Below are 23,982 nucleotides of genomic sequence, written 5' to 3'. Positions count from 1 at the left end.
CCCGCTACGCGGTGCGTCACGCCCCTTGTCCCGGCCCTGATCGGGCTCCGGCGGACAGGGCCGAGGCAATGGTGCCTCCTCTCCTTGTCCCCGCGATCAGGAGACACCCCATGTACGACAGCTTCATCGACCAATTGAACGGTCTCGATCTCTCGGGCCTAAGCATCAGGCCAGCCCCCTTCAACGAGACCGACTTTCCCTGCGAGGATGCGATCGAGCAGACCCTCGCTGCAGTCTGGTCCGATCTTTTCGCGATGTTTTCGGACACGGCCCTGGAGGCCGATGCCGAGGACATTGCCTGGGGCATGGTCAATCTCTTTCACCGCGCAGCCAGCCGCAAGTCGGCTCAGCTCGACCGGGCCAGCGATGAAATCCGTGTTCTGCTCGCATCGGCCGATGGCTCCGAAGTGCATTCGAGCAATCTGGAAGAGCAGGTAGAGCGCGCGCAGGCCGCCGAAGCCAGCATGCTTGCCTTCGAGCAGATGCGCGAGGCTGCGGCAGCACTCTATCGCGACGAGACCGGTTCCTCGTGGAAGCCCGTTTCCGGCTCGCGCACGAGCCATTCGCGCAACCTTACCTCGACTGTGATCGATGCCCGCGACTTCCTTCGCGCACGTGCTGAGAACCGGCGTCACGCCCTGATCCCGGAAGGCACTCCAATCGTCTTCGCCGGTGGTCGCCAGAGCTTCGAAAACGCAGAAGATGCGCGTGTCTATGCCGACAATATCTGGGCGACGCTGGACAAGGTTCGCGATGCGGTTCCCGATCTCTTCCTGGTCCATGGCGGCGACGGCAAGGGTGCCGATCGTCTGGCAGCGAGCTGGGCCGAGCGCCGCGAAGTCCAGCAGCTGACGTATTCGCTCGATCGTCGGCTTGGTGCCCGCGCCGGGTTCAAGCGCAACGAGCAGATGCTTTCGCTCAATCCGCGTTACGTTGTCGCCTTTCCGGGCAATGGCGTGACTGAACGGCTAGTGATCGACGCCAAGACGCGCCGGATCACCGTGGTCGATCGCAGGACCGTGACGTCCGGATCCAAGACTAAGGGATAATAGTCTGTTGGTCGCTGCAGCATGTCTACCATCGGTTGGCTGCGGCGACCATCTCAGACAATTGTCATCGATTGCCTTTTCGGTTGGAGAGGGGATTTCTTGGGAAGGCATCTCGGGTTATCAGCCCCGCATGCACCACGCCGACTCCAATCCGCTCGCCCATGATCACAACTTCCTGAGCGCCTCGCACGACGCCCATGAGCGGCGCACGCGTTATGTCGTTGCCTTGACCGCCGCGATGATGGTGGTCGAAATCGTCGCTGGCCTGTGGACCGGATCGATGGCGCTTCTCGCCGATGGTATCCACATGGCGACCCACGCAGGTGCCCTGGGCGTCGCGGCCTTTGCCTACTGGTTTGCCAGGCGCCATGCGAACAACCCGCGTTTCACATTCGGTACCGGCAAGGTGGGCGACCTCGTCGGCTTCGCGAGCGCGCTTGTCCTCGCCATCTTCGCAATCGGGATCGCGGTTGAATCGGCTCAAAGGTTCGTCAGTCCGCTCACGATTGCCTATACCGAGGCGATCTGGATCGCCCTGCTCGGCCTCGTGGTGAACCTCGCGAGTGCCTGGCTGCTTGGTGCCGATCATCACCATGGGCATGATCACGACCATCATCATCACCACGACCATGCGCATGCCGACAACAATCTGCGCTCCGCCTATTTCCACGTGCTTGCCGATGCCCTGACCTCGGTCCTGGCTATCGTGGCCCTTCTCGCCGGCATGTACCTCGGCTGGGCATGGATGGACGCAGCAATGGGTCTGGTAGGTGCATTCGTGATCGGGCGCTGGTCATGGTCGCTGCTGCGCGATACCGCAGCCGTGCTTGTCGACGCCGAGGCGGACTCTGAACGATACACAGAAGTGAGCGAGGCGCTAGAGGACCGGGACGCCGCGATCGGCGATCTGCACATCTGGCGTATCGGCCCTGGCAAGTATGCGGTCATCGCCTCGCTCATCGCCGGTGATCCGCTCGCGCCCGACCATTATGCGAGCCGACTTTCAGAGCATGCGGAATATGTGCACGTCACGATCGAAGTGCATCGCTGCGAGCATCCCCATCCCGAGCTTCGCGCGGCCTGATCGCGCCGTTCTAAAAGACCGAAACAGTATTCGAGGACTGTTATACTGTAACAAACGACTTATACTTCATCGTGTTACGGAGCTTGCAATCTTGATCCGGTTTGCTAGGAGCCGTCGGAATCCATGACCACAAGCTATCGTCGCCTTGTCCTGCATCCTTTCGTCGTCCTGCTCATGCTGGTCGCGATGGTGTTCGTGACGGCGGCGGATGCTGCTGCTTGCGGCGCCGAAGTGGCGCCCGGAAGCACGCCCGTTCTGGTTTCGCTCGACAGCGCGTCCGCGTCATCCGCAGCTACTGACGAAGTTCCGGGCGATCCGGATGCGCCGACCGAGCAACACGGCGTGTGTGGGCACGGCCATTGTCATCATGGGGCGAGCTTTGCCAGCACCGTGCAGAAGAATTCGGTTCCTCACTTGGTTGTGGTTCCCGATGCGCCTCCCGCCGAAGCGCTCGCTTCCGACATTGCCGACCGACTGAAGCGCCCCCCTCGCGCCTGACGACCGTCACCGCGCTGCATGCCGCAGCGCAGTTCGGATCGTCAGCAGAGGAATATTCGAAAAATGTCAGCCATTCATTGGCGAGGGGTCCTCCTTGGAGGGCTGTTCCTCGCCGCTCAAGCCACGACCGTGGCGGCGCAGGAGCGTGAGCTTCTGACGCTCGAAGCTGCGCTCGCTCGTGCGGGCATCGTCGACAGCGCAGATGAGCCCCCAGAAAATCCGCGCCTGATCGGACCGCGGGCCGAAGCCGACGCGGCGCGGGCCCTAGTCGACCAGGCGCGGCTGCGGCCCAACCCAGAAATTGCTTTCGAAGCCGAAAACATTGCCGGGAGCGGCGCGTTTTCGGGATTGCAGGCCACCGAGTATACTTTGTCCCTGAGCCAGCGGCTCGAATTGGGCGGCAAACGGGGAGCGCGCGTCCGCGCCGCCCAGGCGGAAGCGCGCGTCGCGACCCTTTCAGGAGCGCTCTCGGTTGCTCAGCTCGGGCGATCGGTGCGCGAACGCTATGTCGAAGCCGTCGCTGCGGCAGCCCGATTGGAACTCGCGCGGGACATAGTCGAGCGCAATCGCGAGCTTGCCAGGATCGCAGGCGTACTGGTCGATGTTGGGCGGGAGCCTCCTCTGCGATCGCTTCGTGCCGAAGCGGCACTTGCGGAGGCGCTCGCGGAGCTTGAAGCGGCCCTGGCTGCCGACAGTACGGCGAGGAACGCGCTCGCCGCGCTTTGGGGCGAGGCAACACCTGCTACGGACGTGCCTTCGGTGTTCCCCGAGATCGAACCTCCGGCGACGCTGCTCGCGTCACCTTCGGCCTTACGACTTCAGGTCGCCCGTGCCGAACGCGAGGCCGCGGATGCCGCGATCGCCCGGGAACGCTCTCTCGGCATTCCGGATCCGGCAATATCCGCCGGAGTCCGACGGTTCGAGGAAAGTCGAGACCAGGCGTTTCTCGTGGGGGTTTCGATCCCGCTTCCATTGCGTAATCGCAACCAGGGAAACATCGCCGCTGCCGAAGCGCGGCTTCGCGCCGCGACGGCGCGGGAAGCAATTGCCCGCACCGATTTCGAACTCGAGGTCACGCAGGCCCGCGGACAATTTCTGGCAGCCGAAGCGCGGGTCGAGACCCTCGCGGAGACGTCCTTGCCCCAAGCCGAAGAAGCCTTGCGCCTCGTTCGGATTGGCTACCGCAACGGCAGGTTTCCGCTGATCGAAGTTCTGGCTGCGGCCGAAGCGCGTGACACCATCCGTGAAGCTTTGATTCAAGCTCAGGAAGATCGTGGTCGCCTGGCGGCGACACTGATCTGGCTCGGTGCACAATGAGGTATTTTCCGATGAACCGTAAACGTCTGGCCGTTGCGATCGGCCTTTCCATTCTCTTTGTAGTCGCGGCGCTCATGCTGTGGCCCGATAACGAAGCTGACCAAATCGCCGAGGAGACGAGTGAGGAGGTCGAGCTTCCCGAAGGCCTTGTCCTGCTTGGCGCCGAACAAATTGAAGCGTCCCAGATAGTGGTCGAAACCGTCGGCCAGGGATCGGCGGTCGAGCTGGTCTTCCCGGCCACCGTCGCGGCAAGCCCGACGGCAAGTGCCCGCATCGATGCCCGCGCGGCGGGCGTGGTCCGCAGTGTCGGCAAAACGCTGGGCGATTACGTGAGGCAGGGCGAGACGATTGCCCGCATCGAGAGCGCCGACGCGGCTGCTCTCGCAGCGCAGTTGAGCGCAGCGCGCGCGAGGGTCAACGAACTGTCCGCTGCCTACGATCGGGAGCGCCGCCTGTTCGAGGCCAATGTCACCGCACGGCAGGATCTCGAGGCCGCGCGAGCAAATCTGCAGGTCGCCCAGTCGGAACTTGCGCGCGCCCAGGCGGCAGTCTCCGCGGCGGGCGTTAGCGGCGACGGGCGCTCCCTTGCGGTCACGAGCCCGCTCGCAGGCCGAGTGACCTCGGCGCCTATCGTTCTCGGCTCCTTCGTCGATGCCGGGGAAGAACTCTATCAGGTCGTGAATCCGAGCGGCATGCAGGTCGAGGTTGCCCTCCCGTCGGCTGAAGCAAGCCGCATCCAGCCTGGCGACGAGGCGACGCTGGAAATCGCGGACAACCGGGAAGTGGGTGCGCGCGTGCGGTCTGTCACTCCCTCGCTCGATCCCGAAAGCCGCAGCGCTACGGCGGTCCTGTCGCTGGCAAGACCGATCCCCGGTCTGCAACCCGGGGCCTTCCTGCAGGCACGTATCCGCCCCTCGGGTGAGGTCGATACAGGCCGCATGTCGGTGCCGGAAAGTGCCGTCCAGACAATCGATGGCGCAGAAGTGGTCTTCGTTCGCACGCGCCGCGGGTTTCAAGCCCGTCCGGTGGTCACCGGTGCGCGTTCGGGAGGACGCGTGGTCATCGAGTCCGGTCTCGAAGCGCAGTGGCGGATCGCCACCGCCAATGCCTTTTTGCTGAAGGCTGAACTCGAGAAGGAGGAGGCCGAGCATGGACACTGATCACATGCAGGACGCGGATCGCTCCCACCGCCATGGCCTGATCGGCATGATCCTCGACGTCGCCGTGCGCTTTCGCTGGGCGATGGTCGTACTGACGCTCGGTGTGGCAATCTATGGCGTGGTGAATTTGCTGCGCCTGCCCATCGATGCCGTGCCCGATATCACCAATGTACAGGTGCAGATCAACACCGAGGCACCAGCCCTGTCGCCTTCGCAAGTCGAAACGCAGGTCACCTATCCCGTTGAAACCGGGCTTGCCGGTATCGAGGGTCTGGAGATGACCCGCTCAATATCGCGCAACGGGTTCAGCCAGGTGACCGCGATTTTCGAGGAAGGGACCGACATCTATTTTGCGCGTCAGCAGGTCAACGAACGGCTGACGCCCATAAGTGCCTCCCTACCCGAGGGTGCCGAACCGGTGATGGGACCCATCTCGACCGGCTTGGGCGAAGTGCTCATGTATACCATCGAGTACGAGTTTCCTGACGGCAAGGAAGCACCGCTGGGCGGAGCGGTCGGTTGGCAGTCCGACGGGAGCTTTGTGACCGAACGTGGCGACCGGCTCGACAGCGATGTTGCCAAGGCTGCCTATCTGCGAACCATCCAGGACTGGGTGGTTGCCCCCCTCATGCGGTCGGTCGACGGTGTGGCGGGTGTCGACTCGATCGGCGGCTTCGAAAAGCAATACCTTGTCCAACCCGATCCCGCGCGATTGACCGGGTACGGTTTATCGTTCGACGAAGTGATCGATGCGCTGGAAGCGGCCAATCTCGCCGAAGGGGCCAATTTCGTCGAGCGGGCAGGCGAAGCCCTCCTCGCCCGAGTTGATGCGCGCCTCGGCAGTGTCGAGGATATCGAGCAGGCGGTCGTTTCTACACGCGAAGGAGTCCCCATTCGCGTAGGAGACGTCGCCACGGTCAGCATCGGTGGCGACCTGCGAACGGGCGCGGCGTCGCTGAACGGCGATGAAGCGGTCGTGGGCACCGTGCTCATGCGCGCGGGCGAGAACAGCCGCACCGTGTCGGCCCAGGCGGCCGAACGGCTCGAGGAAGTTCGCAGCTCCCTGCCGGAAGGAATTGTCGCGGAGATCGTCTACAACCGGTCTTCGCTGGTCGATGCGACGATCGCGACCGTCGAGAAGAATCTCGTTGAAGGCGCGCTTCTGGTGATCGCGATCCTGTTCTTGCTGCTGGGCAACATCCGGGCAGCGATCATCGCGGCGCTGGTCATTCCCTTTTCCATGCTGATGGCATCGATCGGAATGAACCGGCTCGGCGTGTCGGGCAATCTCATGAGCCTGGGTGCGCTGGACTTCGGCCTGATCGTCGATGGTGCCGTCATCATCGTCGAGAACAGTGTCGCGAGGCTCGCGGCCCGGCAGGAACACGAAGGCCGGCTTCTCACACTGGGCGAAAGGTTGACGGAAACGCGGCTTGCCGCGCAGGAAATGATCAAGCCGACTGTGTACGGGCAGGCGATCATACTTCTCGTCTTCGCACCGCTTCTGACCTTTACCGGGGTCGAAGGCAAAACCTTCTCGCCCATGGCGATCACGGTCATGCTCGCGCTCGCCTCGGCGTTCGTGTTGTCGCTGACCTTCGTCCCGGCAATGATCGCCATCCTGCTCAACAAGAAGCTGACGGAAAAGGAGGTCAAGCCGATCCGGATCGCCAAGGAGCGATACGGACCGCTGGTCCGCAGGGCGATCACCCGCCCTTGGCCGGTCATCGGCATGGGCGTCGGCATCTTCGCCTTTGCGGCCTTCGTGTTCAGCTTCCTCGGGAGCGAGTTCACACCGCAATTGGACGAGCGCGACATCGCCGTGCAATCGCTGCGTATTCCTTCGACATCCCTCGAACGTTCGCTCGCGATGCAAAGGCGGGTCGAGGACCGGCTCGAGCAGTTTGAGCAGGTCGAGCTCGTCTTTTCGCGGACGGGCACGGCGGAAGTGGCCAGTGACCCGATGCCGCCGAACGCTTCCGATGCGTATGTGATCCTCAAACCCCGTGAGGAATGGCCCGATCCCGACCTCGCCAAGGACGAGTTGGTCGCGCAAATGGAGAGCGCCCTCAGCAGTCTCGTCGGCAACCTTTACGAGTTCAGCCAACCGATCGAATTGCGGTTCAACGAATTGATCGCAGGCGTTCGCGGAGATGTTGCCGTCAAGATCTACGGAGACGATCTCAGCGCCATGACCTCGGCGGCGAACGAGGTTGCGGGCGTGCTGCGCGATGTCGACGGCGCCGCGGACGTCAAGGTCCAGCAAGTGTCCGGGTTCCCCACCCTCGATATTGCCTTCGATCGGCCAGCGATTGCCCGTTACGGGCTGAAGGTCGAAGACGTTGCGCAATCGGTGGCGATCGCACTGGGCGGTCGGCCTGCGGGCCTCGTTTTCGAAGGCGATCGCCGCTTCGATGTGGTTGTGCGGTTGTCGGACGCGACCCGCGACGATTTCGACCAGTTGGGTGCTTTGCCGGTGCTGCTCCCGAACGGGGCAACCATACCGCTACGCTCGGTTGCCGAGTTCCGTGTGGTGGATGGTCTCGCGGAGGTTCGCCGGGAACAGGGACGCAGACTGGTGATCGTTTCGTCCAACGTGCGAGAACGCGACCTCGGGTCTTTTGTAGAAGAGGCCCAGGAAAGGGTTGCGGCGCAGGTCGAACTGCCCGCTGCCGCGTTTATCGAGTGGGGCGGTCAATACCAGAACCTCCAAGCCGCTCAGGAAAGACTTCAGATCGTTATTCCTATCGCTTTCGCGGTCATTCTCCTGCTGCTTTACATGGCGGTTGGGGGCTGGGTGCCGGCGCTCGCCGTATTCAGCGCGATCCCGTTGGCCCTGGCAGGCGGAATATTCTCCTTGGCCCTGCGCGGGATGCCATTCTCCGTTTCTGCGGCGGTAGGCTTTATCGCCCTGTCGGGCGTGGCGACCTTGAATGGCCTCGTGATGGTGACTGCGATCCGTCAGCGGCTCGACAGGGGCATGGCGCTCGATGACGCCATCGTCGATGGTGGATTGGCGCGCCTGAGGCCGGTTCTCATGACCGCGCTCGTTGCTTCGCTCGGCTTCGTGCCGATGGCCATTGCGACCGGGACCGGCGCGGAAGTGCAGCGTCCCTTGGCGACAGTCGTCATCGGAGGATTGATCACGGCCACCGCGCTCACCCTCTTCGTCTTGCCCGCAATTTTGAAGCTGGTTTTCGGGACCAGAGAAGATGACCAGACCTGGCGACAGCGCTGGTGGGACCGGCTGCGGCGCAACGTGACAAGCGATGAGCAGCGCGAGCTGAAGGACATCGCATGACCGATCGGGAAAGGAAAAAACGGTGCTGGCACTGAAGGAAGAGAACGGACTGCTCTGGATACGCGCCGGAGGCAGGCTGGGGGATGAAGCCTATGACCGCTTTGTTCCCCAATTCGAACATATCGCAGAGCGCGAGGCCGGTACCGTCCCGATGGTGATCGAGCTCGCGCCTGACTTTTCGGGTTGGGACTTCGGAGGTCTCTGGCGCGATCTCAAGTTCGACATCCGGCATAAGGATTGTTTCAGCCGGATCGCCATGATCGGCGACAGCAAATGGGAAGAGCGGGGCTGGAAATTGTCATCCTCACTCTTCCGCGCCGAAATGAAGTTTTTCCGGCCATCACAGCGTAGTCATGCGGAAAGCTGGGTACAAACCGGGGAGGACGCAGCATGAGTGGCGGACATGAGGTCGATGTCCGGTCGCCTGAAAAGCGCAAGACCCTGTGGGTTGTCCTGTGGCTTAACGTCGCCATCGCGATCGGCTTCTTCGCGGTCGGATATTTTGCCGATTCCAACGCGCTGTTGGCAAACGGCCTCGACAATTCATCGGATGCAATCGTTTATGCGCTCAGCCTGCTTGCGCTAACCCGCTCGCGGACCTGGAAACGCGGGGCCGCGCGTTTCTCCGGCATCATGCTGCTGGTCTTCTCCGCTGGGGTCATTTTCGATGCTTACCGACGGTTCGTGGAAGGTTCCGATCCGGGCGGCATGCTGATGATGGCGATGGCGTTCGTCGCGGGACTGGTGAATCTCTATTGCCTGCGCCTGTTGCAGAAGGTGGAGAACAAGGACGTCAATATGCGGGCGGCGACAACCTTCAGCTTCAACGACTTCATCTCCAATGGCGGGATCATCATCGCCGGCATCGTTGTGCTGATTACCGGTGCCAACTGGCCCGACCTAGTGGTCGGAATAGCGGTCGCCTGCATAGCGCTTTACGGCGGAGTGCAGATCCTGCGCGATACGCATATGGATGTGCACGACGAGGCGGGAACCGTCCACGGCGAGAAGAGGAATTGACGCTAATCGATACCTTGTTTGCCGCGCAGGACCTTTCGCGGGTCCTTGTCCTGGCGATGCTATCAGGCATCGGGGTCATGATTGGCGGCAAATTGGCAAAAGGCAGTTGGAGCTTCCTGCATCCGCTCCTGCCGGGCGGCGTTTCGGGTGCTTTTGCCGCCCTTGCCGTCTTGCTAACTCTTCCGCTGGGACAATCTCCTCTCACCCGCTGGACACTCACTGGTTTGATGCTGGCGGGCGGCCTGCTGCTTCTGATTTTCAACGAGCTTGGTCGATACGCAAAACTCAGACCGGATGATGACGGACCTGAGCGATGCTCCGATAGGCCAACCCTGGTACGTCGCATCTCGGTGTCGATGGCGTCCGATATCCTGCCTTACAGCGTTATCTTGGGTGCTGCCGCTGCTGCATCCGCGACGACAGCAATGGCGGTGTCTGCAGCGCTTGTTTTTGCGAACCTGGAAATAGGACGCCAGGCGATCGATGAATACCGATCCGCCCAAGTGAGCAGGATGGACCAGCTTGCGCTACTTGTCCTCTTTTCCCTGTTTTTCATCGGTATCGCTCTCTTGACCTTTTGGGCGCTGCACGGATTCACCGACAACGGGCGAGGTTGGCTAGCGGCTATTATCCCGGGCTTTCTTATAGTTGCATCGGCGCGCGCGCTGCTTCGCATGGGAACCGGATCGGTCGCCGCCAATCATATTACGCTCCTGGCATTCGTCGGAGGGTTCGCGCTGCTCGGCCTCGCGATCTCGGCGCTTGGAGAACTGTCGCGCGAACTCGATGTCTCGAACAGCACGTTCCAGCATTCCCCCGCGCAGTCCGTTACGACGACCAAGAGAACAGAAAAAGGAGGCAGGTAGTGGCACAATCGGGCGGTCATGCCGGGCACAGTCACGGCGAAGAAAGCATGAGCGACGGCCGCCTTGTATTGGCCGTCGCCCTCAACGTCCTGCTGACTGTCGCCCAGATCATCGGGGGGATATTGTCGGGTTCGCTCGCACTGATCGCCGATGCGCTGCACAATTTCAGCGACGCGGCATCGCTTGGACTGGCTCTGTTTGCGAGGCGGATCGGGCGCCGGCCAGCCGACAAGCTTATGACCTTCGGCTATGCTCGTGCGGAAGTCGTGGCGGCGCTCATCAATCTGACGACTTTGCTTATCATCGGTTTCTATCTGCTCGTCGAGGCGATCAACCGTTTCGCAGACCCTCAACCCGTTGAGGGGTGGACCGTAATCTGGGTCGCCGGGATAGCGCTGGTGATCGACGTGGTTACGGCGGTGATGGTTTACGCCAGCTCGAAGAACTCCCTCAACATGAAAGCCGCCTTTCTGCACAATGTGTCCGATGCGCTGGCTTCGGTCGGTGTGATCGTGGCTGGCGTACTCATTCTGCGATACGAACTTTATATTGCCGATCTGATCATCACTGTGGTCATTGCTGCCTATGTGATCTGGCAGGGCGTCACTTTGTTGCCTCGCACGGTGCGGCTCTTGATGGGTGCGGTGCCGGACGAAAGCGAGTTCGATCGCATTGTGAGCGACCTGCGTGACACAGAAGGCGTGGCCGACGTCCATCACGTCCATGTCTGGAGCATCAGTGAGCATTATCGCGCGCTTGAGGCGCATATCGTTCCTGCCGAATCTTCGCTGCAGGCTTTCGAGGATGTGAAGGCGCGGGCTCGCGGTATGCTCGAGACGCAGCACGCCATCGCCCATGCAACGTTCGAAGCCTGTCTCGCTGCGGAGTGTGATCCGGACATGATCCCGGACCATCAGGTCGAGAAGAACCATCACCACGACCATGACCACGACCATTGACAAGCGCGGCGATCGGGTCGGTCGCTGTGGGCGAGCAGCTTGGCAGCGCACGGCATAAACCGCCCTGCAACTCGTAAAATGAGGACCAACGAATGAAAGCATCCGATCTCATGGTCGCCGCACTCGAAGCCGAGGGCGTCGAATATGTTTTCGCCGTTCCAGGCGAAGAAAACCTGGATCTTCTGGAATCGCTGCGAACTTCCGCCATCACGCTGGTTCTGGCCCGTCACGAACAGGGCGCTGGCTTCATGGCGACGACCTATGGCCGCCTGACCGGCAAGGCAGGTGTGTGCCTGGCGACTCTCGGGCCTGGGGCGACGAACCTGACCACACCGGCGGCCTATGCCGCGCTCGGGGCCTTTCCGCTTGTCATCATTACCGGACAGAAGCCGATAAAGACATCGAAACAGGCCCAGTTCCAGATCGTCGATGTCGTTTCCCTGTTCACTCCGCTCTGCAAGGCTTCGACCCAGATTGTGAACGGCAACCGCATCCCCTCTCTCGTTCGCGAAGGTTTCCGCCTGGCGCAGGAAGAAAGACCCGGAGCCGTCCTCCTGGAACTGCCCGAAGATATCGCTGAAGAGGAAACGATCGAACCGGTCATACCGCCGCATGACAGGCGTTATGCGGTCGCCGGAGATGCTGCGCTCGACGAAGCGGCCGAGCGCATCATCGCGGCTGAGCGGCCATTGCTCCTGATCGGTGCCGGAGCGAACCGCCGCCGCGCTTCGAAAGCGTTGCGCAAATTCGTGTCTGATACCGGCTTTCCCTTCTTCGACACCCAGATGGGCAAGGGCGTGGTCGATGAAGATAGCGAGCTCTATCTGGGCACCGCGGCGCTATCGTCGGGCGATTATGTTCACTGCGCAATCGAAAAGGCCGATCTGATCGTCAATATCGGTCACGACGTGGTGGAGAAGCCGCCCTTCTTCATGGAGCCGGGCGGGCAGACCGTCATCCATATCAATTACAAGGCAGCCGAAGTCGATCAGGTCTACTTCCCGCAGCTCGAGGTCATCGGCGACATCGCCGGATCGGTCGAGCGGCTGGGAAACCGCCTGGATGGCAAGCTGCAGTGCGACCGCAGCTATTATACCGCCCTGCATCACGAGATTGCATCGCACATCTCCGAGACCAGCGACGACGAACGTTTTCCAATGGTCCCCCAGCGCGTGGTTGCCGACGTACGCAGCGTAATGGCGCGCGATGATATCGTTGCGCTCGACAACGGCATCTACAAGATCTGGTTCGCCAGAAACTACATCGCCCACGAGCCTGGCACCATCCTGCTCGACAATGCATTGGCGACGATGGGTGCTGGCCTTCCATCCGCCATGATGGCTGCGATGCTGGCGCCGGGGCGCAGAGTGCTCGCGGTATGCGGCGATGGCGGGTTCATGATGAACTCGCAGGAACTGGAAACGGCCGTCAGGCTTGGACTGAACCTTGTCGTTCTCGTTCTGAATGATGCAGCATACGGGATGATCCGCTGGAAGCAGGACCAGCTTGGCTTTCCGGACTACGGCCTGACCTTTTCCAATCCCGACTTTGTCACCTACGCACAAAGCTATGGAGCGACCGGCCACCGTGTCGAGCGAAGTGCGGATCTGGTTTCGGTCCTGAACGCCGCATTCGAGGCTGGCGGCGTGCACCTTGTCGATCTGCCCGTCGACTATTCCGAAAACAAGAAGGTGCTGATTGATGATCTCGGCGCAAAGGTGTGTGAGCTATGAAAACGATCGTTCACAATCCTTTCGACCGCTCGCCGATTGCAGAAGTACCGCTTGTTGGCTGGGCTCAAATCGATGAATGGCTGAATGAAGCGCAGTTGCTCCACCGCGACCGCCATGGCTGGCTTGCCGTGCACGAGCGTGTCGCCATCCTCCGGCGGGCTGCGGATATCATGCGCGAACGAGCCGAGGATCTGGCTCTCCAGATCGTCAGGGAGGGCGGCAAACCCCTGGTCGATGCGCGCGTGGAAGCCGGTCGCGCGATCAACAGCGTCGACTTGTGCGTTCAGGCGCTCAGCGATGGCGGCGGTCACGAGATCCCCATGGACCTGACAGAAGCGGGTGCGGGAAGGACGGCAAATACCTTCCGCGAGCCGATCGGTCCTGTCGTGGCGATCTCGGCATTCAATCACCCGCTCAACCTAATCGTCCATCAGGTTGGACCGGCGGTAGCAGCCGGGTGCCCCGTTCTCATCAAGCCTGCGCTGGAAACGCCTCTTTCATGCCAGAGCTTCGTGGGCATTCTCCATGAAGCCGGCCTGCCCGGGGCCTGGTGCCGGTTCGCTCCGTGCAGCAACAATGTCGCCGAAAGAATGGTAACCGATCCGCGCACGGCGTTCTTCTCATTCATCGGTTCTGCGAAAATCGGCTGGATGCTTCGCTCGAAGCTGGCGCCGGGAACCCGCATTGCTCTCGAGCACGGCGGTGCGGCGCCGGTAATCGTGGACAGCGGCGTGGAGCGCGCAGCAGTGATCGCCTCGTTGCTAAAAGGCGGGTTCTATCATTCGGGTCAGGTCTGCGTTTCCGTGCAGCGCGTATTCGTCCCTGCTGCAGAATTGAAAGACTTCGCCAATGACCTAGGGCGAGCTGCCGAAAAGCTGGTCGTGGGCGATCCCGCCGATGCTGAGACCCAATGCGGACCCCTGATCCGAACGGAGGAAGTTGACCGCGTCGAACGCTGGGTCGATGAAGCCATCGCAGCAGGAGGCACCCTGGTGTGCGGGGGAAGCCGTCTGAGTGACACTCTTTTCTCCCCGACCGTCATTGTTGATCCTCCGGAAAGCGCCAAGGTATCCCAGGAAGAAATCTTCGGCCCCGTGATCTGCGTGTATGGCTATGACGATATCGACCTGGCTATCGAGCAGGCCAATGCCCTGCCTTACGCCTTTCAGGCCGCTGTATTCAGCGATCGGCTGTCAATCGCCAATCATTGCATCAGGTCTCTGACGGGATCGGCGGTGATGGTGAACGACCATACGGCATTCCGCGTCGACTGGATGCCTTTTGCAGGGCTGCGCCGCTCCGGGCTTGGCGTCGGCGGGATCGCCTACACGATGGAGGATATGAGCATTGAAAAAATGGCCGTCTGGAACTGGCCGACAGCAGCATCATAACCCGTTCGACAGACCCGGGATGGCGACACGGGCAGCTTCGCACTCGTCGGCCTTCCCGAAGTTAAGTCTCTTAGGGGCGGCGGACAAAAGCCGTGCATCGGCGAGCCTGACCGAACTGGCGCACGAGGCGCGGGCATCAAGGCTCGGTGGTACCGGCAAGTGCATCGATGATGCGACAGTCGCCTACCGTGTCTTGCTCGCAGGCAGCGATCATGCGCCCAAGCTCCGTCCGCAACGCCTCCAGGCTGGCGATCTTGCGCTCGACTTCGCCGAGATGGCTTCTGGCCAGAGCGTCAATGCCCGCGCAGGACCGGTCGGCATCATCGGAGAGATCGAGCAATTCCCTGATGCGTGCCATCGAGAAGCCGAGATCACGCGCGCGCCGTATGAAGTTAAGGCGCGCTTCCTCTGCAGGTCCATAGTCGCGATAATTGGCCTTCGTGCGCGGAGGGGCAGCGAGGATACCTTCGCGCTCGTAGAAGCGGATTGTTTCGGATTTGACGCCGGTTATCCGGGCAAGTTGACCAATTCTCATGACAAAGGCTCCTGCGGCTTGACCTTGTAGTTACTACAAGGTGCATAGGGCGGATCGACGCAAGGAGTCGAGTAAATGGGAAAGACCTGCTGCGGTCCCGATGAGGGCGGTGCAAACAACAACGATCCGACATGGCGGCGCATTCTGTGGATCGCGCTGGGCCTTAATGCAATCATGTTCGGTGTGGAGATCGTGGCAGGCATTGCTGCGGATTCGCGCGCCTTGCAGGCCGACGCGCTCGACTTTCTCGGTGATGCGGCAAACTATGCTATCAGTCTCGGCGTAGCGGGCATGGCGCTCGTCTGGCGCGCGCGTGCGGCTCTCGTAAAGGCGGCGACCATGCTGGCTTTCGGCCTGTGGGTGCTCGGCTCGGCCATCTGGGGTTTTTTTGTCGGGGCGTCGCCCGACCCGGGAACGATGGGCGCCATCGGTTCTCTTGCTTTGGCGGTAAATCTCGCCGTCGCCGCGATGCTGTTCCGGTATCGCTCGGGCGATGCGAACATGCGCTCGGTGTGGATCTGTTCGCGCAACGACGCGATCGGTAATATCGCCGTGCTGGCGGCAGCGATTGGCGTTTTCGGCACCGGCCGTGCGTGGCCCGATCTGGTTGTGGCGAGCATCATGGCAGGACTGGCGGTGTGGGGAAGTGCCGAAGTCTTCAAACAGGCACGTGGCGAACTGCGCTCTACCTAAACTACAGAATATGCCCGCGATTGCGGATTGAGGGAAATACGTTTCCGTCTAGACTCTGCTATTGCGAATTAATTGCAACAGATATAGAGACCCCTCATGCATCGCATCGTCTCCGCCACCGTCCATCCGGCACTGCGGCTCATTCTGCTGGCGCTTGCGCTGTGTCTGTCCGTCACCGCGAACGCGGAAGAACCCGATGTGCGAACCACCTGGCGTCTGCTCGATTATATCGCGGTCGACTACGCCTCCGCGGTTTCCGAGGGACGTGTTGCCGACGAATTCGAATATCGCGAAATGGTGGAGTTTTCCGATGTCGTGGCGCGGCAGGTCGCTGCATTTCCGGACACTAAAGACAATCAAGCACTCATCCGCCGATCGGACCAGCTGCGAGCTCTGATCGCCAACAAGGAACCTGCCGAGCAAGTTGGGCGCTTCGCGCGCGCGCTGGCAGCCTCGTTGCTGACAGCCTACCCGGTTCCGCTCGCCCCTTCGCAGGCGCCCGACCTTGTCCGCGCCCGCACTCTCTTCGCGCAGAACTGCGCCTCGTGTCACGGCGCCGCCGGAAGTGCGCCACCGGCCGCAATGCAGGCGCTCGATCCCCCGCCGATAGACTTTACCGATATCGACCGGGCACGGCAGCGCAGTGCGTTCGGGCTTTACCAGGTCATCACGCAGGGGCTTGAAGGAACGTCCATGGCCAGCTTCGCATCGCTGTCCGACGAGGATCGCTGGGCGCTTGCATTCTATGCCGGCAGCATTGCTTTTGAAGATGTGGCCAAAGGCGAGCGTATCTGGCGGGAAGATGATGGCATACGCCAGCTTGTCCCCGATCTCGAGACGCTCGCCGCGCTCACACCGGAAAGTCTGGCCGAGGAGATCGGAGAGGACCGTGCGCTCGCCGTCATGGCCTATCTTCGCGCCAATCCCAATGCGGTGGGACAGGCAAATGACACAGGTTCGCTCGCTTTCGTTCGCGATACGCTCGATCGCAGCCTGTCAGCCTATCGGGCTGGCGACCGTGAAGAAGCGCGGCAGCTTGCCCTGTCTGCCTATCTCGACGGGTTCGAACCCCTGGAGGCCCTCCTTGCAACGCGCGATGGCGGTTTGATGCGCGAGGTAGAACAGGCGCTCGGGCAATTTCGGGCCGGAATAGAGTCCGGTGCGGATCCATCCGAACTACAGCAACTAAGGGCTCGCATCGATAGTCTGCTGGCCAGAGCCGAGGGAGCGTTGGCTCCTGAGGCGGCCAGCGAAATCTCGACCTTTCTCGGGGCGTTCACCATCCTGCTGCGCGAGGGGATCGAAGCACTTCTGGTTGTGATCGCCATGATCGCCTTTGTGAAAAAGTCGCAGCGCTCCGAGGTATTGCCCTATATCCATGGTGGCTGGATCGCTGCTCTTTTCGCAGGTGTCGCCACCTGGGTCGTAGCAACCTACTTCGTAAGCATCAGCGGGGCGAGCCGCGAGATGACCGAAGGGATCGGCGCGCTGCTTGCGGCTGTCATTCTCGTATCGGTCGGGATCTGGATGCACGGCAAATCCCAGGCCGAGGAGTGGCGGCGCTATATCCAGGAAAAAATGGGCAAGGCGCTTTCGCGCGGATCGGCATGGTTTCTCTTCGGGCTCGCCTTTGTGGTGGTCTACCGCGAAGCTTTCGAGACTATCCTGTTCTACGCTGCCCTGTGGAACCCGCAGAGCAGCGGCATCATACTGTTAGGTGCCTTGTCGGCAGTAGCGCTGCTGGCGCTCATTGCTTGGGCCATGCTGCGCTACAGCCGCAAACTGCCGATCACCCAGTTCTTCCGCTACAGTGCTATCCTGATTGCGATCCTTGCGGTCATTCTCGCGGGCAAGGGCGTGGGCGCTTTCCAGGAGGCCGGAGTTCTTTCCGCCACTTTCATCGCCGGCTTGCCGCGCCTCGCCGAACTCGGCTTCTTCCCGACTGTCGAGACGATCGGCGCGCAATTGCTCACGCTGCTGGCCCTGATTGCCGGATTTCGGGTAAGTCGATCACCATCGGGACCGCAGCCGGCAGCTGTCGAGGGATAGGAGATCCCGGTTTGCGATCAGCGGGGTCCGGTGCCGAGACGGCGCGCGAGCCACAAGGTGGCGGTGGGAACCGCGACCCACATCACGATCGGTACCAGGCCGATTTTGGTCCCGGGCACAAGCGGCATGATTGCACTATAGGACCACCCCCAGTCGGCACCGACAGCCAGCACTTCGACCATGGCAGTAATGGCCAGGCCGATTCCCAGGAACACGACCAAACGCGAGATCGGCCAGTCTACGAGCCACGGCGTTTTACCACTGCCGACAGAGGCGCCGAGATAAGCGGCCACCATGATCCCGGCATCGCCGAACGAGGCCAGGCCGCAGCGACGTGCTGCCTCGGCAGGCGACAGATCTCCCGACTGGTAGAAAGGAAGCTGAAGCATCTCCCAGGCGAATGCGATAAGAATTCCGAATATCGCGATCCAGAGCGCTGGATGAGCACCGCGCCATTCGCGCGATTTCTCAGAGATTTGGTTTTGATCCTGCATCGTCTAATCCGTCACTCTTGCCATCTCCCTCCCGTGCCCATCGCTCAGGTATCGAATTTGGGAAGAGCGAGGCCGCGCAGGCGCAGGGCGTTGCCGATCACCGATACCGAGGACAGGCTCATCGCCGCGGCCGCGATCATCGGGTTCAAAAGCAACCCGGTCCACGGATAGAGAACACCTGCGGCGACCGGAATGCCGAGCGCGTTATAGGCGAAGGCAAAGAACAGGTTCTGCCTGATGTTGCGCATAGTGGCCCGAGACAGGACGAGCGCCTGAACAACGCCGACGAGGTCGCCGCGCACCAATGTCACGCCCGCGCTTTCGATCGCGACATCGGTACCCGTTCCCATCGCGATGCCGACATGCGAAGCGGCAAGCGCGGGTGCGTCGTTTATGCCGTCGCCGGCCATAGCGACCCGGCGACCCTCGCTCTTCAACTGCTCGATCTTGCGATGTTTGTCCTCGGGCGAGACATTCGCTTCGACTTCGTCGATACCGACCTGGCTTGCTACCGCACGCGCGGTGGCTTCGCTGTCGCCGGTAAGCATCACGATCTTGATGCCGCGCTCATGCAGCGCGGTAATAGCGGTGCGGCTGGTTTCCTTGATCGGATCGGCGACAGCGATAAGGCCTGCCGGTGCCCCGTCCACGGCCACGAACATCACCGTCTGTCCGAGGCTTCGACCCTCATTGGCCGAGGACCGCCAGCTTTCTTCGAGCGCCCCTATGCGCTCCATCATCTTTTCATTCCCGATCGCGACCCGGCGCTTGTCGACATTTGCCTGGATGCCTTCGCCGGTCACGGACTCGATATCGGAAGCGTCGAGAATGGCAGCGCCCCTGCTTTGAGCCCCTTCGACGATCGCGTGGGCGAGCGGATGCTCGCTTCCTCTCTCAACAGCAGCGACAAGGCTCAGCAACTCCTGCTCGTCGAAATCTGACTGCGGTTTTACGTCGACAAGATCGGGCTTGCCCCGGGTCAGTGTGCCGGTCTTGTCGACAACCAGCGTATCGATCTTTTCCAGCGTTTCGAGCGCTTCGGCGTTCTTGATCAGGATGCCGTGCTGGGCTCCCTTGCCGGTGCCGGTCATGATCGACATTGGCGTCGCCAGTCCGAGCGCGCAGGGACAGGCGATGATCAGAACGGCGACCGCGTTGACGAGCGCGTAGGCAAGGGCCGGTGCCGGTCCCCAGATGGCCCAGACGACAAAACTCACGATAGCGACAAGGACGACGATGGGCACGAACCATCCGGTGACCTGGTCGGCGAGCCGCTGGATCGGTGCCCGGCTGCGCTGCGCCTCCGCCACCATCTGCACGATCTTCGAGAGCATGGTGTCCGCGCCGACCTGCGTCGCGCGCATGGTGAAGCTGCCGGTCTGGTTGACAGTGCCCCCGATTACCTGATCGCCCGCGCTTTTCTTGACGGGAATGGGTTCGCCACTGATCATGGACTCGTCGATGGCGCTGCTTCCATCCTCGAGCGTGCCATCGACGGGGACCTTGTCGCCCGGACGCACGCGCAGCAGGTCCCCAGACGTCAATTCATCGAGCGGTACTTCGCGCTCGTCTCCGCGACCGAAAATCTTCATCGCGGTCGGGGGCGCGAGTTCGAGAAGCGCTCGCAAGGCGCTCGATGTCGATCCGCGCGCCTTGAGCTCGAGCACCTGCCCGAGCAGCACGAGGGTCGTGATAACCGCTGCGGCCTCGTAATAGACGCCGACCCGGCCCGCATGATCGCGGAAAGCCTCGGGGAAGATGTCCGGGGCGAGGGTTGCCACAAGGCTGAACAGATAAGCGATAGCGACGCCGAAGCCGATCAGGGTGAACATGTTGAGGTTCATGGTCCGGACCGATTGCAGCGCCCGGGTGAAGAAGGGCCAGCCGCCCCAAAGCACCACCGGAGTGGCCAGCAGGAGCTGCAGCCACTGCGCGAAAGCGGGTTCGATGACCTGATCGAACGGTCGCGACGGGATCATGTCGCCCATCGCATAGGCGAAGAGCGGCAGGGTGAAGAGCGCGCTCCACCAGAACCTTCGCCGCATGTCGACGAGTTCGGGATCGGGGCCCTCGTTCAAGGTGACCGTTTCGGGTTCGAGGGCCATCCCGCATATCGGGCAGGAGCCCGGCCCCGGCTGCCGGATCTCCGGATGCATCGGACAGGTGTATATCGTACCTTCCGGGACATCCTCGACAGCATCGAGGTGCGCCTTCGAAAGATACATCTCCGGATCCGCGCGGAACTTGTCGAGGCAGCGCGAGGAGCAGAAGTAATGGTCGCCACCCTCGTGTCGATCGATGAAGCGGGCGCCGTCCATCTTCACGCTCATTCCGCAAACGGGGTCGGTCGCCGTACCCTCGATTGCATTGTGCCCATCGCTCATCTGTCGTTCTCCCCTAATTGGCCGTGACCACGAACTGCCCCATCATGCCTGCGTCCTCGTGCTCGAGGATATGACAGTGATACATGTAGGGATTGTCGGGATCGGTATTCTCTTCAAACCGCAACAGCAGCCTGACCTGTTCACGCGGGTTGACGATAACGGTGTCCTTGAAGCCCGCCTCTTCCGCCCGCGGAGGCCGACCGTCCCGGTCGAGCAAGCGGAACTGCACGTTATGAATATGAAAGGGATGCGCCATCATCGAAGCGTTAGCGATTTCCCATATTTCCCACTGACCCACCGGTACGCGTTGATTGATGACGTCCATGTCCATGGTCTCGCCGTTGATCGACATGCCTCGACCCATCATGCCCATATCGAGCACGAAACGGCGGCTGCGAACGGCGAGCGAGGGGTCCGGCGCGGCAAGCGCGGCCAGGGTGGGCGGAAGCATAACTGAAGTCGACGCGCCGGAGGGACGCATATCGAGGATCGAAAAGGTGCGGCCCTGCCTCTCGCGACCGGTCCGGTTTCCCATCATTCCGCCGTCCATCATACCCCCGCCTTCTCCGGCCATCATGCCCATGGCGTTATCAGGACTGCTGGCATTCAGGCGCAGCGGGCGCCCTTCGGAAAGGTCGACGATCACTTGTGCGCGTTCGCCTGGGGCAAGGGTAAGACTTCGAACCTTCCGGGGTGCGGCAAGCAGGCCGCCATCGCTTGCGATGAGTTGCATCGGACGATCACCTTCGAGCGAGAAGGTGTAGAACCGCGCATTCGATCCATTGAGAAGCCGCAGGCGCAGCGGGCCGGCGGCGCCGTCGAAAACGGCATTGGCCGTTCCGTTCACATAGATGTGCTCGCCCAGCACTCCCATCATCCGCGAGTGCATGTTGAGCGGGTAAACGAGGCGGCCCGAGCTGTCGATCACGCGATCCTGCACGATGAGCGGTATGTCATCCACACCGTACCGGCTCGGCAGATCGAGGCGATCCTCTTCCTCGTCGCGCACGTAGATCGGGGCTGCGAGACCGGCATAGACCTGTGGTCCCGCCCGCTGATGTAAATGCGAATGATACCAGTATAGCGACGCGCGCTGGCGTATTTCGAAGGACGGGCTCCAGCGCTCGCCGGGCCGCACGAGCTGGTGCGGCCCGCCATCCGCGGTGGCGGGAAGTTCGAAGCCATGCCAGTGGACGGTCGCATCTTCGGCAAGCTTGTTGTCGATGTGAAATCGAACCTGTTCGCCGCGACGCATTTCGAGGGTCGGTCCGAGATAGGATGCGTCGATACCGATTGTCGGAGACGGAGTGCCAGGCACGAAGTCTTTCTCGCCCGATGTCAGGGACAGGCGAAAGACACGCTCCCCCCGTTCGATGGTTCCTGCCTGTAGCTCAGGTATGGCGAGGGGATTGCTAGCGCCTGATCGATCGAGCGACATCCTACTTTGCGTGTCGCAACCCACTAGCGGCAGCACCGCGAAACTCGTCGCCGCGAGGCCGACGCTCTTCATGAAGTCGCGGCGATCCTGAAAGTTGGGCCTGTCGATACCTGGCATATTCACCTGCTTTGGCGTGGGAGGCGCCGGCGCGACCGAGCACCTCCCACTTATTTTTCTATCGCGGCGTCACCGAGGTAACGACACTGCCTTCGGTTCCAGTACGAAATTCGAAGGCTATTCCCTCACCGATACTGACCTGTTCGAGGATCTGCGCGTCGGCTTCGAAGGCCATGGTCATTGCCGGCCATCCGATACTTTCGACCGGACTATGCTCGATGGTCACGGTGCCCGCCTCGGGATCGATGGCTGTAACCGTTCCCTCCGCGCTGGCGCTCTGCTCGCCGCCGGTCTCCTCCGCCATCGGCATTTCGCCTGACATGGGCATACTGTCCGAGTTCGCCATTTCGTCAGGCATCATGGTCTCGGAGGTATCGTCCGCAGCATCGCAGGCTGCAAGCGCCAGCGGTGCCGCGAGCAGGATTATGTAGGTTAGGGTACGCATTCTTCTTCTCCTTGAGAATTGGCCGGTTTTTCCGGACGGGGGCGCCGCAACAACAGATAAGCGGCGGGAAGCAGGAACATGGACAGGAGCGGGGCGGTGATCATGCCGCCGACCATCGGCGCGGCGATGCGGCTCATGACTTCCGAGCCCGCGCCCGTGCCGATCAGGATCGGAAAGAGACCGGCAAGGATGACTGCGACGGTCATCGCCTTGGGCCGCACGCGCAGGAGCGCGCCTTCCCGGATGGCCTCGTCTACTTCTTCGGCGCTCAGATCACCGCGCCGCCGCTCCAGTGCGGCTTTCAGGTAGATCAGCATCACCACACCGAATTCGGCGGAGACGCCGGCAAGCGCGATGAAACCGACCGCAGTCGCCACCGACTGGTTGTAGCCCATCAGATAGAGCAACCAGTATCCGCCCGTCAGCGCGAAGGGCAGCGTGCCCATGATCAGCAAGGCTTCGTCCCAGCGCCGGAAAATGAGATATAGCAGCAGGAAGATGATCGCGAGCGTCGCGGGAACCACGACCTTCAGTCGCTCATATGCGCGCGTCAGATATTCGAACTGGCCCGCATAGGACAGGCTGACGCCGGCAGGAAGATCGACACCCGCGGCGACGACCTCCTGCAGATCGGCGACCACCGAGGTAAGATCGCGGCCCCGGACGTCGACGTAGATGTAGCTGGTCAGTCGGCCCTGTTCGCTCTTGAGCATGGGCGGACCGTCGCTGACGGCGATACGGGCGACAGTGCCAAGCGTGATCTGTTGGCCGGACGGCGTCAGAACCGGCAAGGCCCTGAGTTCCTCGACGCTGTCCCTGATTTCGCGGGGATAGCGCACATTGATCGGATAGCGCGCCAGCCCCTCGACGGTCCGTGCGACATTGGCACCGCCAACTGCACCAGAGACGATCTGCTGGATGTCGGCAATGTTGAGCCCGTATCGCGCGGCCGCCATCCGGTCGATATCGACATCGACATACCGACCGCCCGACAGCCGCTCGGCCAGGGCGGAACTCACGCCAGGCACGGTCTTGGCGATACGCTCCACATCGAGTGCAACGCGTTCGAGTTGATCGAGATCGTCGCCTGAAACCTTGACCCCGATCGGGCTCTTGATCCCGGTCGCGAGCATGTCGATCCGGTTGCGGATCGGCGGCACCCAGACATTGGCGAGGCCCGGCACCTGGACGACCCGGTCAAGTTCCTCGACCAGCAGATCGGGCGTCATTCCCTCGCGCCACTCCTCGCGCGGCTTGAAGCGGATCGTCGTTTCGAACATCGTCAGGGGAGCCGGATCCGTCGCTGTATCGGCGCGCCCCGCCTTGCCGAACACCGTTTCCACCTCGGGGACCGACTTGATCAGGCGATCGGTGCGCTGCAGCAGCGCCGAAGCCTCGCCGGGGGAGAGGCCGGGCAGCGCGCTCGGCATATAAAGCAAATCGCCTTCA

The 23,982-nt window shown here is 61.8% G+C and carries 20 protein-coding genes; 14 read left to right on the top strand and 6 right to left on the bottom strand.

Annotation, left to right across the window (positions count from 1 at the left end):
• Nucleotides 1–110: 110 nt before the first annotated feature.
• The 12 genes from A3736_RS03485 (at nucleotide 111) to A3736_RS03430 (ending at nucleotide 14,378) form a co-directional block, all read left to right on the top strand.
• Entirely contained in the window at nucleotides 111–1,049 is a 939-nt protein-coding gene (locus A3736_RS03485) for a DUF2493 domain-containing protein (RefSeq protein WP_054523293.1), read from the top strand.
• Between the two features lie 130 nt (nucleotides 1,050–1,179).
• A complete protein-coding gene (gene dmeF / locus A3736_RS03480; RefSeq protein ID WP_054523294.1) occupies nucleotides 1,180–2,133 on the top strand; it encodes a CDF family Co(II)/Ni(II) efflux transporter DmeF in 954 nt (317 codons plus the stop codon).
• Between the two features lie 123 nt (nucleotides 2,134–2,256).
• Entirely contained in the window at nucleotides 2,257–2,631 is a 375-nt protein-coding gene (locus tag A3736_RS03475) for a hypothetical protein (RefSeq protein WP_054523295.1), read from the top strand.
• Nucleotides 2,632–2,694: 63 nt separating this feature from the next.
• Entirely contained in the window at nucleotides 2,695–3,948 is a 1,254-nt protein-coding gene (locus A3736_RS03470) for a TolC family protein (RefSeq protein WP_067679262.1), read from the top strand.
• Between the two features lie 11 nt (nucleotides 3,949–3,959).
• Entirely contained in the window at nucleotides 3,960–5,108 is a 1,149-nt protein-coding gene (locus A3736_RS03465; protein ID WP_067679325.1) for an efflux RND transporter periplasmic adaptor subunit, read from the top strand.
• Nucleotides 5,109–5,145: 37 nt separating this feature from the next.
• A complete protein-coding gene (locus A3736_RS03460; RefSeq protein WP_156501944.1) occupies nucleotides 5,146–8,409 on the top strand; it encodes an efflux RND transporter permease subunit in 3,264 nt (1,087 codons plus the stop codon).
• A 22-nt stretch (nucleotides 8,410–8,431) separates the two neighbouring features.
• Nucleotides 8,432–8,803 (top strand): STAS/SEC14 domain-containing protein, encoded by a 372-nt coding sequence (locus tag A3736_RS03455; RefSeq protein WP_067679256.1) that lies wholly within the window; start codon nucleotides 8,432–8,434, stop codon nucleotides 8,801–8,803.
• Nucleotides 8,800–9,429: a cation transporter gene (locus A3736_RS03450; RefSeq protein WP_067679253.1), complete on the top strand. Its 630-nt coding sequence runs from the start codon at nucleotides 8,800–8,802 to the stop codon at nucleotides 9,427–9,429. Before A3736_RS03455 ends, A3736_RS03450 begins: the two co-directional genes overlap by 4 nt.
• The gene (locus A3736_RS03445) at nucleotides 9,426–10,295 is read left to right on the top strand and encodes a hypothetical protein (RefSeq protein WP_054522853.1); all 870 of its coding nucleotides are present in this window, start codon (nucleotides 9,426–9,428) and stop codon (nucleotides 10,293–10,295) included. Before A3736_RS03450 ends, A3736_RS03445 begins: the two co-directional genes overlap by 4 nt.
• A 47-nt stretch (nucleotides 10,296–10,342) precedes the next feature.
• Nucleotides 10,343–11,254, top strand: a complete 912-nt coding sequence (locus tag A3736_RS03440; RefSeq protein ID WP_156501943.1) for a cation diffusion facilitator family transporter — start codon at nucleotides 10,343–10,345, stop codon at nucleotides 11,252–11,254.
• A gap of 92 nt (nucleotides 11,255–11,346) precedes the next feature.
• Nucleotides 11,347–12,987 (top strand): acetolactate synthase large subunit, encoded by a 1,641-nt coding sequence (locus A3736_RS03435; RefSeq protein WP_067679247.1) that lies wholly within the window; start codon nucleotides 11,347–11,349, stop codon nucleotides 12,985–12,987.
• Nucleotides 12,984–14,378, top strand: coding sequence for an aldehyde dehydrogenase family protein (locus A3736_RS03430; protein WP_067679244.1), 1,395 nt, complete (start codon nucleotides 12,984–12,986; stop codon nucleotides 14,376–14,378). The genes A3736_RS03435 and A3736_RS03430 overlap by 4 nt, the downstream gene beginning before the upstream one ends.
• A gap of 136 nt (nucleotides 14,379–14,514) precedes the next feature.
• Here A3736_RS03430 and A3736_RS03425 read toward each other — a convergent pair whose 3' ends face one another.
• Complete coding sequence (locus A3736_RS03425; protein ID WP_008603824.1) at nucleotides 14,515–14,913, bottom strand: helix-turn-helix domain-containing protein; 399 nt, start codon at nucleotides 14,911–14,913, stop codon at nucleotides 14,515–14,517.
• A 75-nt stretch (nucleotides 14,914–14,988) separates the two neighbouring features.
• Here A3736_RS03425 and A3736_RS03420 point away from each other — a divergent pair, with 75 nt between their 5' ends.
• Both A3736_RS03420 and A3736_RS03415 read left to right on the top strand, forming a co-directional pair.
• Nucleotides 14,989–15,606, top strand: coding sequence for a cation transporter (locus A3736_RS03420; protein WP_008603825.1), 618 nt, complete (start codon nucleotides 14,989–14,991; stop codon nucleotides 15,604–15,606).
• 96 nt (nucleotides 15,607–15,702) lie between these two features.
• The gene (locus tag A3736_RS03415; RefSeq protein WP_066761544.1) at nucleotides 15,703–17,655 is read left to right on the top strand and encodes a cytochrome c/FTR1 family iron permease; all 1,953 of its coding nucleotides are present in this window, start codon (nucleotides 15,703–15,705) and stop codon (nucleotides 17,653–17,655) included.
• Between the two features lie 17 nt (nucleotides 17,656–17,672).
• Here the strand turns inward: A3736_RS03415 and A3736_RS03410 are convergent, their stop codons facing one another.
• The 5 genes from A3736_RS03410 to A3736_RS03390 form a co-directional block, all read right to left on the bottom strand.
• On the bottom strand, nucleotides 17,673–18,149 hold the full coding sequence (locus A3736_RS03410; RefSeq protein WP_067696355.1) for a hypothetical protein: 477 nt from the start codon (nucleotides 18,147–18,149) through the stop codon (nucleotides 17,673–17,675).
• A 44-nt stretch (nucleotides 18,150–18,193) separates the two neighbouring features.
• Nucleotides 18,194–20,533 (bottom strand): heavy metal translocating P-type ATPase, encoded by a 2,340-nt coding sequence (locus A3736_RS03405; protein WP_067679242.1) that lies wholly within the window; start codon nucleotides 20,531–20,533, stop codon nucleotides 18,194–18,196.
• A 13-nt stretch (nucleotides 20,534–20,546) separates the two neighbouring features.
• Nucleotides 20,547–21,851 carry a multicopper oxidase family protein gene (locus A3736_RS03400; RefSeq protein ID WP_233999206.1) on the bottom strand — a complete coding sequence of 435 codons (1,305 nt, stop codon included), beginning with the start codon at nucleotides 21,849–21,851 and terminating at the stop codon, nucleotides 20,547–20,549.
• Nucleotides 21,852–22,146: 295 nt separating this feature from the next.
• Nucleotides 22,147–22,533 (bottom strand): copper-binding protein, encoded by a 387-nt coding sequence (locus A3736_RS03395; protein ID WP_066761550.1) that lies wholly within the window; start codon nucleotides 22,531–22,533, stop codon nucleotides 22,147–22,149.
• On the bottom strand, nucleotides 22,521–23,982 hold a 1,462-nt coding region (locus A3736_RS03390; protein WP_197465475.1), incomplete at its 5' end, for an efflux RND transporter permease subunit. The genes A3736_RS03390 and A3736_RS03395, both read right to left, overlap by 13 nt.

This window comes from Erythrobacter sp. HI0063, assembly GCF_001635685.1.
In the GTDB taxonomy this organism is placed as follows: Bacteria; Pseudomonadota; Alphaproteobacteria; order Sphingomonadales; family Sphingomonadaceae; genus Qipengyuania.
Note: the sequence above shows the minus strand (reverse complement) of the source record. Positions and strands in the feature narration are given on the sequence as shown.

Bases quoted from the DNA above. Each gene is read 5' to 3' on its own strand.
- A3736_RS03485 (WP_054523293.1), top strand. From the start codon at position 111: ATGTACGACAGCTTCATCGACCAATTGAACGGTCTCGATCTCTCGGGC.
- dmeF (WP_054523294.1), top strand. From the start codon at position 1,180: ATGCACCACGCCGACTCCAATCCGCTCGCCCATGATCACAACTTCCTG.
- A3736_RS03475 (WP_054523295.1), top strand. From the start codon at position 2,257: ATGACCACAAGCTATCGTCGCCTTGTCCTGCATCCTTTCGTCGTCCTG.
- A3736_RS03470 (WP_067679262.1), top strand. From the start codon at position 2,695: ATGTCAGCCATTCATTGGCGAGGGGTCCTCCTTGGAGGGCTGTTCCTC.
- A3736_RS03465 (WP_067679325.1), top strand. From the start codon at position 3,960: ATGAACCGTAAACGTCTGGCCGTTGCGATCGGCCTTTCCATTCTCTTT.
- A3736_RS03450 (WP_067679253.1), top strand. From the start codon at position 8,800: ATGAGTGGCGGACATGAGGTCGATGTCCGGTCGCCTGAAAAGCGCAAG.
- A3736_RS03440 (WP_156501943.1), top strand. From the start codon at position 10,343: ATGAGCGACGGCCGCCTTGTATTGGCCGTCGCCCTCAACGTCCTGCTG.
- A3736_RS03435 (WP_067679247.1), top strand. From the start codon at position 11,347: ATGAAAGCATCCGATCTCATGGTCGCCGCACTCGAAGCCGAGGGCGTC.
- A3736_RS03430 (WP_067679244.1), top strand. From the start codon at position 12,984: ATGAAAACGATCGTTCACAATCCTTTCGACCGCTCGCCGATTGCAGAA.
- A3736_RS03425 (WP_008603824.1), bottom strand. From the start codon at position 14,913: ATGAGAATTGGTCAACTTGCCCGGATAACCGGCGTCAAATCCGAAACA.
- A3736_RS03420 (WP_008603825.1), top strand. From the start codon at position 14,989: ATGGGAAAGACCTGCTGCGGTCCCGATGAGGGCGGTGCAAACAACAAC.
- A3736_RS03415 (WP_066761544.1), top strand. From the start codon at position 15,703: ATGCATCGCATCGTCTCCGCCACCGTCCATCCGGCACTGCGGCTCATT.
- A3736_RS03410 (WP_067696355.1), bottom strand. From the start codon at position 18,149: ATGCAGGATCAAAACCAAATCTCTGAGAAATCGCGCGAATGGCGCGGT.
- A3736_RS03405 (WP_067679242.1), bottom strand. From the start codon at position 20,533: ATGAGCGATGGGCACAATGCAATCGAGGGTACGGCGACCGACCCCGTT.
- A3736_RS03395 (WP_066761550.1), bottom strand. From the start codon at position 22,533: ATGCGTACCCTAACCTACATAATCCTGCTCGCGGCACCGCTGGCGCTT.